We start from the raw sequence: 13,845 nt of genomic DNA, 5'->3' as shown, positions 1-13,845 counted from the left end.
ACCGCGCGGGGGAGCACCACGAGCAACGTCTCACGACTCGAAGGCTCCCGATGGCCACTGCCTTCTCTCGTGGCGCGCACTGCTGCCGTGGCCAACTGCCTCTTGCAGACGGTCGATTGCACCCTGACCCGGCTCGGCGGCGGTGCGAAGTCCCATGTGCCGCAGCCCGGTCCCTGGACAAGCGAAAAGTGGGGCCGCCGCAGGCGCGGCGGCCCCACTCACGGGCTCAACTCAAGGCCGAGCCCTCACAGCTCGAAGACGTCCGTGAGCAACTGTGCCTGCTCCTGCTCGTGCCGCTTGCCGGAGCCGACGGCGGGGGAGGAGGACGACGGGCGGGAGACCCGGCGCAGGCGGTCGGCGTCCGGGACGGGCTCGGAGCCGATGATCAGGTCGAGGTGGTCGACGAGGTTGAGGGCGATGAACGGCCACGCGCCCTGGTTCGCCGGCTCCTCCTGCGCCCAGACGTACTTCTGGGCGTTCGGGAACTTGGCAAGCTCCGCCTGGATCTCCTTGCCGGGCAGCGGGTAGAGCCGCTCCAGCCGGACGAGCGCCGTGTCGGTGACGCCGCGCTTGGTCCGCTCGGCGTCGAGGTCGTAGTAGACCTTGCCGGAGCAGAAGACGACCTTGCGGACGCCGGCCGGGTCCACCGTGCCCGACTCGACGAGCGAGTCCCCGATCACCGGACGGAAGCCGCCGGTGGTGAACTCCTCCGCCTTCGACGCCGCCGCCTTGAGCCGGAGCATCGACTTCGGCGTGAAGACGACGAGCGGCTTGTGGTGCGGATTGTGCACCTGCCACCGCAGGAGGTGGAAGTAGTTCGACGGCAGCGACGGCATGGCGACGGTCATGCTGTTCTGCGCGCACAGTTGCAGGAACCGCTCGATCCGCGCCGAGGAGTGGTCGGGACCCTGGCCCTCGTAGCCGTGGGGGAGGAGCAGCGTGACGCCGGAGGTCTGGTTCCACTTCTGCTCCGCCGACGAGATGAACTCGTCGATCACCGTCTGCGCGCCGTTCATGAAGTCGCCGAACTGCGCCTCCCACATGACGAGCGCGTCGGGACGGGCGAGCGAGTAGCCGTACTCGAAGCCCATCGCGGCGTACTCGCTGAGCAGCGAGTCGTAGACGTTGAACCGCGCCTGGTCCTCGGAGAGGTAGAGGAGCGGGGTGTAGTCGTCGCCGGTGTTCTGGTCGAGGAGGACGGAGTGGCGCTGGCCGAAGGTGCCGCGCCGGGAGTCCTGGCCGGCGAGACGGACGGGCGTGCCCTCCATCAGCAGCGAGCCGACGGCGAGGGTCTCGCCCATCGCCCAGTCGATCGTGCCGTCCTCGACCATCTGCGCCCTGCGCTGGAGCTGCGGCATCAGCCGCGGGTGGACGCTGATCCGCTCGGGGATGTTCACCTGCGACTCGGCGATCCGCTTGACGACCTCCTGGCTGATGGCCGTCTCGACGTGCACGGGGAACTCCGCCTGCGGGGCGGGGACTTCGGCCGGCGCGGGCGACGCGGTGGCGTCGCGGACGTCGGTGAAGACCTTCTCCAACTGGCCCTGGAAGTCCTGGAGCGCCTGCTCCGCCTCCTCCAGCGTGATGTCGCCCCGCCCGATGAGCGACTCGGTGTAGAGCTTGCGCACCGAGCGCTTCTTGTCGATCAGGTTGTACATCAGCGGCTGCGTGAACTTCGGGTTGTCGCCCTCGTTGTGACCGCGCCTGCGGTAGCAGAGCATGTCGATCACGACGTCCTTGTTGAACGCCTGCCGGTACTCGAAGGCGAGCCGCGCCACCCGGACGACGGCCTCCGGGTCGTCGCCGTTGACGTGGAAGATCGGCGCCTCGATCATCCGCGCGACGTCGGTCGAGTACATCGAGGAGCGCGCGGACTCGGGCGGTGCCGTGTAGCCGACCTGGTTGTTGATGACGACGTGCACGGTGCCGCCGGTGCGGTAGCCGCGCAACTGCGACATGTTGAGCGTCTCGGCGACGACGCCCTGGCCCGCGAAGGCCGCATCCCCGTGGAGCTGGATCGGCAGGACGGTGAAGTCGGTGCCGCCCTTGCCGATGATGTCCTGCTTGGCGCGCGAGACGCCCTCCACGACCGGGTCGACGGCCTCCAGGTGCGACGGGTTGGCCGTGAGCGAGACCTTGATCTGCTCACCGTCGAGTCCCGTGAAGGTGCCCTCGGCGCCGAGGTGGTACTTGACGTCGCCCGAGCCGTGCATCGACTTCGGGTCGAGGTTCCCCTCGAACTCCCGGAAGATCTGCGCGTACGGCTTGCCGACGATGTTGGCGAGGACGTTGAGCCGCCCGCGGTGCGCCATGCCGACCACGCACTCGTCGAGCCGGGCCTCGGCCGCGGCGTCCATCACCGCGTCGAGGAGCGGAATGACGGACTCGCCGCCCTCCAGCGAGAAGCGCTTCTGACCGACGTACTTGGTCTGGAGGAAGGTCTCGAACGCCTCGGCCGCGTTGAGCCGGCGCAGGATGCGGAGTTGCTCCTCGCGCTCCGGCTTGGCGTTGGTGCGCTCGACCCGGTCCTGGATCCACTTGCGCTGCTTCGGGTCCTGGATGTGCATGTACTCGATGCCGGTGGTGCGGCAGTACGAGTCGCGGAGGACGCCGAGGATGTCGCGCAGCTTCATCATCGACTGGCCGGCGAAGCCGCCGACGGCGAACTCGCGCTCCAAGTCCCAGAGGGTGAGCCCGTGTTCGTTGATGTCGAGGTCGGGGTGCTTGCGCTGGTGGTACTCCAACGGGTCGGTGTCGGCCATGATGTGGCCGCGGACCCGGTAGGAGTGGATCAGGTCGAAGACCCGCGCCGCCTTGGTGACGTCGTCGTCGTGCGAGGCGTCGATGTCCTGCATCCAGCGGACGGGCTCGTACGGGATGCGCAGAGCCTTGAAGATGTCGTCGTAGAAGCCGTCCTCGCCGAGGAGGAGGTTGGCGACGATCTTCAGGAACTCGCCGGAGGCCGCACCCTGGATGACCCGGTGGTCGTAGGTGCTCGTCAGCGTCATCACCTTGGAGACGCCGAGGCGGTTGAGGGTGTCCTGCGAGGTGCCCTGGAACTCGGCCGGGTACTCCATGGCGCCGACGCCCATGATCACGCTCTGGCCCGGCATCAGCCGCGGCACCGAGTGGACGGTGCCGATACCGCCGGGGTTGGTGAGGGAGCAGGTGACGCCGGAGAAGTCGTCCATCGTCAGCTTGTTGTTCCGGGCCCGGCGGACGATGTCCTCGTACGCCTGCCAGAACTCGAAGAAGGTGAGCGTCTCCGCCTTCTTGATCGCCGCGACGACGAGCTGGCGGTCGCCGTTGGGCTTGACGAGGTCGATCGCGAGGCCGAGGTTGACGTGGTCGGGCTTGACCAGCGTCGGCTTGCCGTCCTTCTCGGCGTACGCGTGGTTCATCGCGGGCATCGCCTTCATCGCCTGCACCATGGCGTAGCCGATGAGGTGGGTGAAGGAGACCTTCCCGCCCCTCGCCCGCTTCAGGTGGTTGTTGATGACGATGCGGTTGTCGAAGAGCAGCTTCACGGGGACCGCGCGGACGGAGGTCGCCGTCGGCAGCTCCAGCGAAGCGTTCATGTTCTTCGCGACGGCCGCCGACGGGCCGCGGAGCTGGACGTACTCGGGGCCCTCGGGCGCCGGCTCGTCCTGCTTCTGCTCGTCCTGCTTCGGCTGCGGGGCCGCGGGCGCCGCGGCCGGCTTGGCGTGCTTCGGCTGCGGCGCGGGCTTCGCCGGCTGCGCGGGCGCCGGTGCGCTCTGCTGCGGCTGCTGCTGCGGCGCGGGCTGTGCCGCCGGCTGGGCTGCGGGCTGGGCCGGAGCCGGGGCAGCGGCCTGCGCCGGCTGTGGGCTCGCTGGTTGTGGGGCCGCCGTGCTCTTCGGGGCCTGGGCGTCCGAAGCGCCCGGCTTGTAGTCGGCGAAGAAGTCCCACCAGGCTCGGTCTACCGAGTTCGGGTCCTGGAGGTACTGCTGGTAGATCTCGTCGACGAGCCACTCGTTGGTGCCGAACGCAGCGGCCGGGTCGGCAGGAGCCTGACCCTGACCGGCCTTTTCGGCCGAGAGACTGGAGCTGTTAGGGGACTGAGACGACACGGCGGCAACCGCCCTCTTCCGCTTCCTCGGGTGGTGGACAGCGGGAATAAAGGCTACGCCTTCCGGGCCGGTTGGTGCAGTCCGGGCTGCCTGTTGGTCATACACGTCACATCCAACGCTCAGTTTCAGCATCGAATACGACGGGAATCACCCACGGTTTCGCTCGGAACAGGAACCGTCGGCGACGCCGCTGCGTCACCGCCGACTGCCGTGCCCATGATCGAGGTTACGTCACACGCGCGGCCTGCGGTTCTCCAGGGAGGCTCACCCGTATCCGGCACCCGATCTCGGACTCGGCCACCCTGATCCGGCCGCCGTGCAGGTCGACGGCCCAGTGCGCGATCGCGAGCCCGAGTCCCGTCCCGCCGTCGCCCGCGCCCTGGCCCCGCTGCTCCGTCCGCCCCTCGCTCTTCCTGCCGCGGACCGCGGCCTGGGCGCCCTTGGCCCGGCTGAACCGTTCGAAGACGCGCTGCCGTTCCTCCTCCGGGATTCCGGGCCCCTCGTCCAGGACTTCGACCTCCAGGCTGCCGTCCGTCTCGCCCTGGTAGGCGCGCACCGTGACGCGGCCGTGCGGAGGGCTGTGCTTCACGGCGTTGTCGATCAGGTTCGCCGCCACCTGGTGCAGCCGCTCGGCGTCCGCATAGGCGACGAGTTCGGGTGGCGAGACGTCGAGATGGAGGTGGACGTCGGTACGGGAGTGCCCGGGCCCCTTGCTCATGTTCGACTCCTTCAGCACGCCCGCGAGGTACGGCCACACCTCGAACCGGCGCGCGTGCAGCGGTACGACGCCGTTGTCGAGCCGCGAGAGGTCGAGCAGGTGCGCGACGAGGCGGCCGAGCCGATCGGTCTGGGCCAGCGCGGTCCGCATCGTCTCCGGGTCCGCGTCGGAGACGCCGTCGACGACGTTCTCCAGCACGGCCCGCAGCGCGGCGATGGGCGTGCGCAGCTCGTGCGAGACGTTGGCGACGAGCTCCTTGCGGTGCTGGTCGACCGATTCCAGGTCGGCCGCCATGCGGTTGAAGGTGTCGGCGAGCTCCCCGAACTCGTCCCTGCGCGTGACGTCGACGCGGCGCGAGTAGTCGCCGTGCGCCATCGAGCGCGCCGCGTCCTTCATCTCGTCGAGCGGGGCGGTGAGCGACTGCGCGACGAACTGGGTCACCAGGAGCGAGGCAATGATCGAGATGATCGTGATCACGCGCAGCTCGGTCGCCGAGTGGACGGCGAAGAGCGCGAGCAGCGTCGTGATCGCTACCGAGACGATCACGAGGAAACCCAGCGCGGCCTTGATCGAACGATAGGGGTCGAGCGGGCGGAGCCCCTCCCACAGGCGGTCCCCCGCGTACGCGAAGCGGTACTGCAACGAGCGCAGCACGCGCTGTGCCGCGGTGCAGTCCGCGGGATCGCCGTGCTGGAGGGCGCGCAGCCTGCGCAGGCGCAGGCTGCGCAGCCGCAGCCGTCTGGAGCGCAGTCGCCCGCGTATCCGCTCCGCCCCGCGGCCCGCGCCGGCGCGCACCCGCAAGACGCGGGCGAGGAGCGGGTGTTGGGGGCGTGCGCTGCCGCGTTCGGCCGTCGTCTCCTCGGGCATGGTGCTCAGCCGTCGGCCTGCGCGGCCGCCGTCGGTGTCTCCAGCGCGTACCCGACGCCGTGGACGGTGCGGATGCGGTCGGCGCCGATCTTGCGGCGGAGCGCCTTGATGTGGCTGTCGACGGTGCGCGTCCCCGAGGCGTCGGCCCAGTCCCACACCTCGGCGAGGAGCTGCTCCCTGGAGAGCACGGCGCGCGGGGAGTTGGCGAGGCAGATCAGCAGGTCGAACTCGGTCGGCGTGAGGTGTACGTCGGAGCCGGAGACGCGGACGCGGCGCTGCGCGTGGTCGACCTCCAGCTCGCCGAGCCTGAGGATGCCGCTGCGCGGGGTGTGCGCGGCGAGCGAGGCGCGCTCCACCCGGCGCAGCAGCACGTGCACGCGAGCGGCGACCTCGCGCATCGAGAAGGGCTTGGTCATGTAGTCGTCGGCGCCGACGCCGAGGCCGACGAGCATGTCCGTCTCGTCGTCGCGCGCCGTCAGCATCAGCACCGGGACGGGGCGGTGGGACTGCACCCTGCGGCAGACCTCCAGCCCGTCGAAGCCCGGCAGCATGACGTCGAGAACGAGGAGGTCGGGCTCGAACGCCTCGGCGGCCTCGACGGCTGCGGGGCCGTCGGCGGCCGTCTGTACCTGGAAGCCCTCGGCGCGCAGGCGGCGTGTCACGGCGTCGGAGATGGTGGGGTCGTCCTCCACCACGAGTATGCGGCGCTGTGCGCCCGGTGTGTTGGCGGAGGCCGGTCCGCCGGTCGTCTGTGTGGTGTTCCTGTGGTCCATTGCCCGCCCCTGCGTTGCCCCGCGGCTGTCGTCAACGTGTCTGCTGTGTCTGCGTCTTCTGCGGGCAGCGGCGACCTCGTCGTCCCCGGGTGTACGGCCACCCCGAGCTGCTCGCAGGGAGCAGCGTAGGCCCCAGGGTTGACAACGGGCTACGCTCGGCGCCCGAAGTGGACGGCGTCCGGGACGCCTCGGGCGACCTGCACCTCATCCGTCCTTACGCGGTCGAACCCGGCATTCCGCATCGCCGTTTCGAAGGCCGCCGAAGGCCGGGCCGACCACACGGCGAGGACGCCTCCCGGTGCGAGCCGCTCCCGGCAGAGCGCCAGTCCCTCGGGGGTGTAGAGGTCGGCGTTGCCTTCGGTGACGGTCCAGTCGGGGCCGTTGTCGATGTCGAGCGCCATGACGTCGAAGACGGGGGAGGCGGTACCGCCGCCGGCAGTCTCGCCCCAACTCCCGCTTCCTGCAAGGCGGTCGCCCCGCAGATACGCAACGAGGTCCCCCACCACCAGCTCGGTCCGCGGGTCCGCGAGCGCCTGCGCCGTCACGGGGGCGAGCGGCCGGTCGCCCGCGGTGTGCCACTCGACGATCGCCGGCTCCCGCTCCACGGTCGTGAGGCGCGCCCAGCGCGGCTCCGCCGCCGCTTCGGCGAGCGAGAAGCCGACGCCGAGGCCGCCGAGCAGCAGCGTCGGGTCCGGACGCTCACCGAGTTCGGCGAGCGCGGCGCGGACGAGGAGCCGTTCGGAGCGGCCGTCCGAACTGTCCATGAGGAAGCAGCCGTTGGCGATGATCTCGTGCACCTCGCCGCGCCTGCGCAGCACCACCTCGCCGTACGGCCCGTCCCTGCGGTCGAGGGTCAGCGGCGGCGCGGGATGCGGGTACGCGGTGTCCATGGCCGCCATCCTCGGCACTACTGCCGCGTACGGTCCAGCGGCGCCGCACGCCGGGCGGAACACCGCGACGTCCGCAGGGGTTCTCCGGGGGTGCGCGGTGCTGCGGACCCGGTGATCGCTCACGGCGAACACGCTCCGGGGAACATCTCCCGGCCTCTCGTCATTGAGTGGGTATAGCTCAACTTGCCTGCCTAGGGAGAGATCATGGCTTCGATGTCCACACCGCTCACCCTGCCCGTGGTGCCGCTCGGCCAGCCCGAAACCGAGGTCGTGCTGCCGGGGATGGTGGTCCCGCTGGACCTGTCGCAGGAGGAGGTCCGCACCGCCGTCGAGGCGGCGAGGGAGGCCGCAGGAACCGGGAAGCCCGAGGTGGTGCTGGTGCCGCGGGTCCACGAGGCCGAAGGCGGCCAAGGGGCGGTCGCCTACGGGGAGATCGGCGTCGTGGGCCGCGTCGAGCAGGTCGGCCGGCTCGCCGGCGGCGACCCGGGTGCGCTCATCCGCGCGCTGCGCCGCGTACGCGTCCCGGCGGTGGCCGAGAGCGCCGAGTCCCTGCTCACCGCGGAGGTGCGGGAGCTCGACTCCGTCTTCCCCGAGCCCCCTCCGGAGGAGGCGGCGGAGCTCGTCAAGGAGTACAAGGCGCTCGCCACGCAATGGCTGCGGGAGCGCGGCGCCTGGCAGGTCGTCGACCGTGTGCAACAGATCGACGACGTCGGCGCGTTGGCGGACAACGCCGGATACCTGCCGTTTCTCACCGCCGCGCAGAAGCGCACGCTCCTGACGACGCTCGACCCGCTGGAGCGGCTGCGCCAGGCCGTCGCCGCGCTGCGCGAGCACCTCGCGGAGCAGGACGTCGCCGAGTCGATCGCCAAGGACGTGCAGGAGGGCGTCGACCGCCAGCAGCGCGAGTTCCTCCTCCGCCGCCAGCTCGACGCCGTCCGCAAGGAGCTCGCCGAGCTCAACGGCGAGCCGGAGGACGAGGGCGAGGACTACCGCGCCCGGGTGGAGGCGGCCGACCTCCCCGAGGAGGTGCGCAAGGCCGCCCTCAAGGAGGTCGAGAAGCTGGAGCGCGCCAGCGACCAGTCCCCCGAGGGCAGTTGGATACGCACCTGGCTCGACACGGTCCTCGAACTCCCGTGGAACGTCCGCACCGAGGACGCCTACGACATCCCCGGCGCCCGCGGGATCCTCGACGCGGACCACGCAGGGCTCCAGGACGTCAAGGAGCGCATCACCGAGTACCTCGCCGTCCGCAAGCGCCGCGCGGAGCGCGGGCTGGGCGTGGTCGGCGGGCGGCGCGGCGGTGCGGTGCTGGCGCTCGTGGGGCCGCCAGGGGTCGGGAAGACGAGCCTCGGCGAGAGCGTCGCGCGGGCGATGGGCCGCGAGTTCGTACGGGTCGCGCTCGGCGGTGTGCGGGACGAGGCCGAGATCAGGGGACACCGGCGCACCTACGTCGGCGCGCTGCCGGGGCGGATCGTCCGCGCGGTGAAGGAGGCCGGCTCGATGAACCCCGTCGTCCTCCTCGACGAGGTCGACAAGGTGGGCGCCGACTACCGGGGCGACCCCTCCTCCGCCCTCCTGGAGGTCCTCGACCCGGCCCAGAACCACACGTTCCGCGACCACTACCTGGAGGTCGAACTCGACCTCAGCGACGTCGTCTTCCTCGCGACGGCGAACGTCCTCGAAGCGATCCCGCAGCCGCTCCTCGACCGCATGGAGGTCGTCCAGCTCGACGGGTACACGGAGGACGAGAAGGTGACGATCGCACGTGACCACCTGCTTCCCCGCCAACTGGAGCAGGCCGGACTCGTCGCGGAAGAGGTCGGCTTCGACGAGGCGGCGCTGCGCAAGCTCGCCGCCGAGTACACGAGGGAGGCCGGCGTCCGGAGCCTGGAGCGGGCCGTCTCTCGGGTGCTCCGCAAGGTTGCGGCGGAGCGGGAGCTCGACCGCGCCGAACTGCCGTACCGCGTCGGCGTCGACGAGTTGCGCAAGCTCATCGGACGGCCGCACCACACCCCCGAGTCGGCACAGGACCCGGCCGAGCGGCGCACCGCCGTGCCGGGTGTCGCCACCGGGCTCGCGGTGACGGGCGCGGGCGGCGACGTCCTCTACGTCGAAGCGTCGCTCGCCGACCCCGAGACGGGCGCGTCGGGCCTCACCCTCACCGGCCAACTCGGGGACGTGATGAAGGAGTCGGCGCACATCGCGCTCTCCTACCTGCGCTCCCGCGGCGTCGAGGTCGAGCTGCCCGTGGGCGACCTGAAGGACCGCGGCATCCACCTCCACGTCCCCGCAGGCGCCGTCCCCAAGGACGGTCCGAGCGCGGGCGTCACGATGACGACGGCGCTCGCGTCGCTGCTCAGCGGCCGCCAGGTGCGCCCCGACGTGGCGATGACGGGCGAGGTCTCCCTCACGGGGCGGGTGCTGCCGATCGGCGGCGTCAAGCAGAAGCTGCTCGCCGCACACCGCGCCGGGGTCACGACGGTGATCATCCCGCAGCGGAACGAGCCCGACCTCGACGACGTCCCCGAGGAGATCCTCGAAGGACTCGACGTGCACCCGGTGACCGAGGTCAGGCAGGTGCTCGAACTCGCGCTGACGCCGGCGGAGTCGTCGGCCCCGCCGGCGCACGAGGTCCCGGTCGCGGCGTGACGGACGCGGCCGGTGCGGCGGGCGGCCTGCCGGGCCGCCCGTGCCGCAGCGGGCGCGTACCGGGCGGGAAGCTCCGCCCGGTGCGCGCCCCGTGGTGCAGTGGGCGCGTCAGCCGTTGGCGAGCGCCTTCAGCCTGTCGTAGGCGCCGTTGAACTGGTTGTGGTCGCCGACGATCGGGCCCGAGGAGGTGTACTGCCAGAAGGTGTGGAAGCCCCAGCCGTTCGGCAGGGCGCCGGGCGAGCTCGCGTACCGCGCGACCCACAGCGGGTTGATGTTGCCGAAGCCGCCGTTGTTCCCCGTGCACTGCTTCCACCAGTCGGTGGTCGTGTAGATCACCGGGTCGCGGCCGGTCTTCGACTTGTACGTGTTGCTGAAGTCCTTGATCCAGTTGACCATCGCGGACTGGCTCAGCCCGTAGCAGGTGGCGCCGTACGGGTTGTACTCGATGTCGAGCACGCCCGGGAGCGTCTTGCCGTCCTTGCTCCACCCGCCGCCGTTGTTCGCGAAGTAGGTGGCCTGTGCTGCGCCGCTGGAGTTGCTGGGGACGGCGAAGTGGTACGCGCCCCTGATCATGCCCGTGTTGTACGAGCCGTTGTACTGCTGCGTGAAGTACGGGTTCTTGTAGTTGGTGCTCTCCGTCGCCTTCACGTAGGCCCACTGGACGCCGCTGTTGGAGAGAGCGCTCCAGTTGACGTTGCCCTGATGACTGCTGACGTCGACGCCCTCGACGGTCGCCGCCCTGGCGCTGGGTGCGCGCCCGTCGGTGTCGTCACCGCCCTCGTGCATCTGGACGCCGGCGCCGAGCCACGCCTCGCCCGGCTTGATCGGTGCGGAGCCGCTGCTCTGGGACGCGGCGGCGGCCGAGCCCGGGAGGGTGAGGACGAGTGCGAGCGCTGCGAAGAGTGCTCCGGCTGCGGCGCCGCGTCTGCGACGGAGCGTCAGGAAGCGGTGAACAGACATGTCTGCCTCCGGGATGCCTTGACGGTGGGGAAATCTGAAGATGTGGGGGTCAGTGGAGCGTAAGGCTGTGCAAGGAGGTGCAGATGTATCGACACGCGAATGGCGCGAGCATGTCATTCGTCAAAGTACGCGCGTAGACCCCGGGCGGGAAGGAGCAGGAACCCCGCCGTTGGTCTATTCCTGTGGAACTCCGGCCAGAGCTGCGACAATCGCGAGTTTCGACAGAAACTTTCGCCGGTGAAGGCGCCCCTGCCGGGCGAGGACCCCGGCGGAAGGCGGCGGAGAGCGGCGGGCAAGGGGAGCGGTTACGGGTGACAGAGGACGACGTCCGCCGTGCGGCGGGCGAGGGGCAACCGGAAGCGGGCGGCGAGCCGTTCGCCCCCGAGTACTACGCGCTGGAGCGGGAGTTGACGTTCTTCCTCCGCCGGGCGCGCTCGGAGTCGGCCGAGATGGCGAGAGAGGTGCACCCCGAACTGGAGCCCGCCGCCTACGGGTTGCTCGTCCGGCTCGAAGCCTCGGGCCCGCAGCGTGCGACGGCGCTCGCCTGGTACTTCGGCGTCGGCAAGGGGACGATCAGCAGGCAGCTCTCCGCGCTCGAACGCCTCGGGCTCGTCCGCAGGCGCCCCGACCCGCTCGACGGCCGGGCGGCGCTGCTGGAGCTGACGGAGGAGGGCGGCGCGCGCGTGGCGCGGGTGCGGCGCCTCAGGCGGTCCGAGTACGCGCGCAGGCTCGGCTCCTGGGAGCGCGGTGAGATCGCCGAACTGGCGCGCCTGCTCCACCGGTTGAACGCGGACGGCGAGGACGCCGGCTGAGCCGGGCGGTCCGCGGCCGGGCCACTGCGGGCGCCGGCCGCGGACGCGCTCAGTGGTTGCTGGTCAGGTAGAAGATGCCGTCGTTCTCCGTCGGCCCTGCGGGACCGCCCAGGTCGTTGATGACGTGGTTGATGGTGCCCTTGCCGCCGAGCGAGACGATCACCATGTCGGTGAAGTCGATGCCGGGCCCTTCCGGCGCCACGAAGCTCCGCTCGGCGACGACGGACTCGTCGTCGGTGAAGTTGCAGTAGCTGCCGAGGCCCCATGCCTCGTGGGTCGTGACGCCGTCTGCGACGCGGTACGCCGGGTAGCCGTTGGTCCCGCCGTCCGACCACGAGGACTGGTCCGGCGGGTCGTAGGGGAACTCGTTCTGGAAGAAGTAGGTGCGGCCGCGCTCGCCGTTCCACTCCACTTCGGTCTTCTGGTAGTGCTCGACGAAGAGGCCGTACATCGTGACGTCGTCGGCCTCCACGACGAGCCCGGTCTCCGCCGTGTTGGTCTCCCAGCCGATCCCCGAGCCGTGGTCGCCCCGCCAGAGCCAGAGGTTGTCGCCGATCGTGTGGGGGCTGTTGACGACGAGGCTGGTGGTGGCCTTGCCCGCGTGCGCGCCGCCGATCCGGAAGAAGACGTCGTGGAGCGCCGTGGGGCGGGAGGCGCTGCCGCCGCCGCTTCCCGTGCCGACCTCCATGAGCGTCTCCGAGTTGGTGGTCCCCGCGTCGATGAGGATGCCCGCGACGGTGGCGCCCTCGACGTCCCCCACGGTGAGCGCGGTGACCCCGCCCTGCGGCACGAAGGTCGCGAGCCCGATGCCGAGTACGACGGTCCCGTCGCGGGTGAGGCGCACCGGCTCCTCGATCTCGTAGACGCCCGGGGTGACGAGCAGGTGCTTGCCCGCGTCGAGCGCCGCGTTGAGGTCGGCGGCGGAGTCGCCCTCCCGCGCGATGTGGAAGTCCTCGAGCGGTAGGGACTCGCCCGCGGCGCCGCCGCCCGACCAGGACGTGCCGGCGGAATCGGTCCGCGTCGCCGGCACGAAGACCTGCCAGGCGCCCGCCCCGTCGACGTGGAGGAACGGCTTCTCGCGGAGGACGGGCGCGGTGTCGACGACGGTGTGCGAGGGGTCGGGGAAGTGGTGCGGCGGGGCGCCCTCGACGCCGACGAAGACCATGTTCCACACCGAGCCCGCCCACTCGCCGAGCGTGCTGTTGCGGGTGAGCCACTGCTGCTGGCTGCCGGAGACCACCGCGCCTTCGACCCGGCTGTCGGCGAGGAACCCGCCGCTCGACCAGCCGTCGTAACCGTTCCAGAGCGTCATGTCGCCGCTGACGTGCACCCGGCGCAGCGGTGCCGCCTGGGAGACGGCCCAGCGGTTGGTTCCGTCGCGGGGCACCAGGTGGAAGTTCTCCGCGGCGCGCCAGAAGTTCTGCGTGGCGTTGCCGTCGAACCAGTCGGCCTCGACGCGGACGTGGCTGTCCTCGAGCACCACGTCGTCGGGGCTGAGACCGAGCCCGGCGACGTGCGTGTAGAAGCCGACGTTGGCGTCCACGCCGGTGTAGGTGCCCGGCTTGAAGAGGAAGGCCACCCGCTCGGTGCCGAACTGGTTGCGCTCCTGGGTGTCGAAGGCCGAGTCGAGCGCCGCCTGGATCTCGGAGGCAGGGGTGGCGGGGTCGAAGACGTGGACGTGCGGGCCGAGGTCGGGGTCGGCTGCGCGCGGGGCGGGGGAGCGTCCTGCGGCGCCGAGGGCGCTGCCGGCGACGACGGGCGTGAGCGCCGCGGCGGCGAGACCCGTGAGGGCGGCGCGGCGAGAGGGGCGCCAACCGGCGCCGTCGCGTGCGGATCTGCCGTCGGGGTTGCTGCTACCCATGGCGAGTTCTCCTGTCACGTGGGGGGAGTCGGACGGCCGCGGCGGTGCCGCGGCCGGCGCTGCTGGTGCGGCGCCGCGGCGCCGCGCGGTCGACTCGGTGCAGGTGCGGCCGCGTGCCCGCGCGCGCCATCGGCGCCCGGTGGCACGGGAGTTGTGGACCACCCTTCGCTGCGCATCCGTCGACGCATGAGGGTGCTCTCTCGCCGGGGTTACTTCTAGACGCACCG

General features: G+C 71.1%; 8 protein-coding genes. 2 read left to right on the top strand and 6 right to left on the bottom strand.

The window, feature by feature from the left end; translation table 11 throughout:
• Positions 1 to 245: 245 nt before the first annotated feature.
• The 4 genes from F603_RS0105780 to F603_RS0105765 all read right to left on the bottom strand — a co-directional run bounded on the left by F603_RS0105780 (position 246) and on the right by F603_RS0105765 (position 7,336).
• Complete coding sequence (locus F603_RS0105780) at positions 246 to 4,088, bottom strand: multifunctional oxoglutarate decarboxylase/oxoglutarate dehydrogenase thiamine pyrophosphate-binding subunit/dihydrolipoyllysine-residue succinyltransferase subunit (protein ID WP_019545066.1); 3,843 nt, start codon at positions 4,086 to 4,088, stop codon at positions 246 to 248.
• A 226-nt stretch (positions 4,089 to 4,314) separates the two neighbouring features.
• Positions 4,315 to 5,673: a sensor histidine kinase gene (locus F603_RS0105775; RefSeq protein WP_019545065.1), complete on the bottom strand. Its 1,359-nt coding sequence runs from the start codon at positions 5,671 to 5,673 to the stop codon at positions 4,315 to 4,317.
• Between the two features lie 5 nt (positions 5,674 to 5,678).
• Positions 5,679 to 6,446, bottom strand: coding sequence for a response regulator transcription factor (locus F603_RS0105770; RefSeq protein ID WP_019545064.1), 768 nt, complete (start codon positions 6,444 to 6,446; stop codon positions 5,679 to 5,681).
• Positions 6,447 to 6,595: 149 nt separating this feature from the next.
• Complete coding sequence (locus F603_RS0105765) at positions 6,596 to 7,336, bottom strand: spermidine synthase family protein (RefSeq protein WP_019545063.1); 741 nt, start codon at positions 7,334 to 7,336, stop codon at positions 6,596 to 6,598.
• Between the two features lie 204 nt (positions 7,337 to 7,540).
• Here F603_RS0105765 and lon point away from each other — a divergent pair, with 204 nt between their 5' ends.
• Entirely contained in the window at positions 7,541 to 9,985 is a 2,445-nt protein-coding gene (gene lon / locus F603_RS0105760) for an endopeptidase La (RefSeq protein WP_019545062.1), read from the top strand.
• Between the two features lie 108 nt (positions 9,986 to 10,093).
• On the opposite strand, the gene F603_RS0105755 is transcribed toward lon, so the two are convergent.
• Positions 10,094 to 10,945: a lysozyme gene (locus tag F603_RS0105755; protein ID WP_019545061.1), complete on the bottom strand. Its 852-nt coding sequence runs from the start codon at positions 10,943 to 10,945 to the stop codon at positions 10,094 to 10,096.
• Between the two features lie 311 nt (positions 10,946 to 11,256).
• Here F603_RS0105755 and F603_RS0105750 point away from each other — a divergent pair, with 311 nt between their 5' ends.
• Positions 11,257 to 11,757 carry a MarR family winged helix-turn-helix transcriptional regulator gene (locus tag F603_RS0105750; protein WP_019545060.1) on the top strand — a complete coding sequence of 167 codons (501 nt, stop codon included), beginning with the start codon at positions 11,257 to 11,259 and terminating at the stop codon, positions 11,755 to 11,757.
• 49 nt (positions 11,758 to 11,806) lie between these two features.
• Here F603_RS0105750 and F603_RS0105745 read toward each other — a convergent pair whose 3' ends face one another.
• A complete protein-coding gene (locus F603_RS0105745) occupies positions 11,807 to 13,618 on the bottom strand; it encodes a hypothetical protein (protein ID WP_019545059.1) in 1,812 nt (603 codons plus the stop codon).
• Positions 13,619 to 13,845: the final 227 nt, after the last annotated feature.

It is taken from the genome of Streptomyces sulphureus DSM 40104 (assembly GCF_000381025.1).
Lineage (GTDB): Bacteria > Actinomycetota > Actinomycetes > Streptomycetales > Streptomycetaceae > Streptomyces > Streptomyces sulphureus.
Note: the sequence above shows the minus strand (reverse complement) of the source record. Positions and strands in the feature narration are given on the sequence as shown.

Bases quoted from the DNA above. Each gene is read 5' to 3' on its own strand.
- F603_RS0105775 (WP_019545065.1), bottom strand. From the start codon at position 5,673: ATGCCCGAGGAGACGACGGCCGAACGCGGCAGCGCACGCCCCCAACAC.
- F603_RS0105770 (WP_019545064.1), bottom strand. From the start codon at position 6,446: ATGGACCACAGGAACACCACACAGACGACCGGCGGACCGGCCTCCGCC.
- F603_RS0105765 (WP_019545063.1), bottom strand. From the start codon at position 7,336: ATGGACACCGCGTACCCGCATCCCGCGCCGCCGCTGACCCTCGACCGC.
- lon (WP_019545062.1), top strand. From the start codon at position 7,541: ATGGCTTCGATGTCCACACCGCTCACCCTGCCCGTGGTGCCGCTCGGC.
- F603_RS0105755 (WP_019545061.1), bottom strand. From the start codon at position 10,945: ATGTCTGTTCACCGCTTCCTGACGCTCCGTCGCAGACGCGGCGCCGCA.
- F603_RS0105745 (WP_019545059.1), bottom strand. From the start codon at position 13,618: ATGGGTAGCAGCAACCCCGACGGCAGATCCGCACGCGACGGCGCCGGT.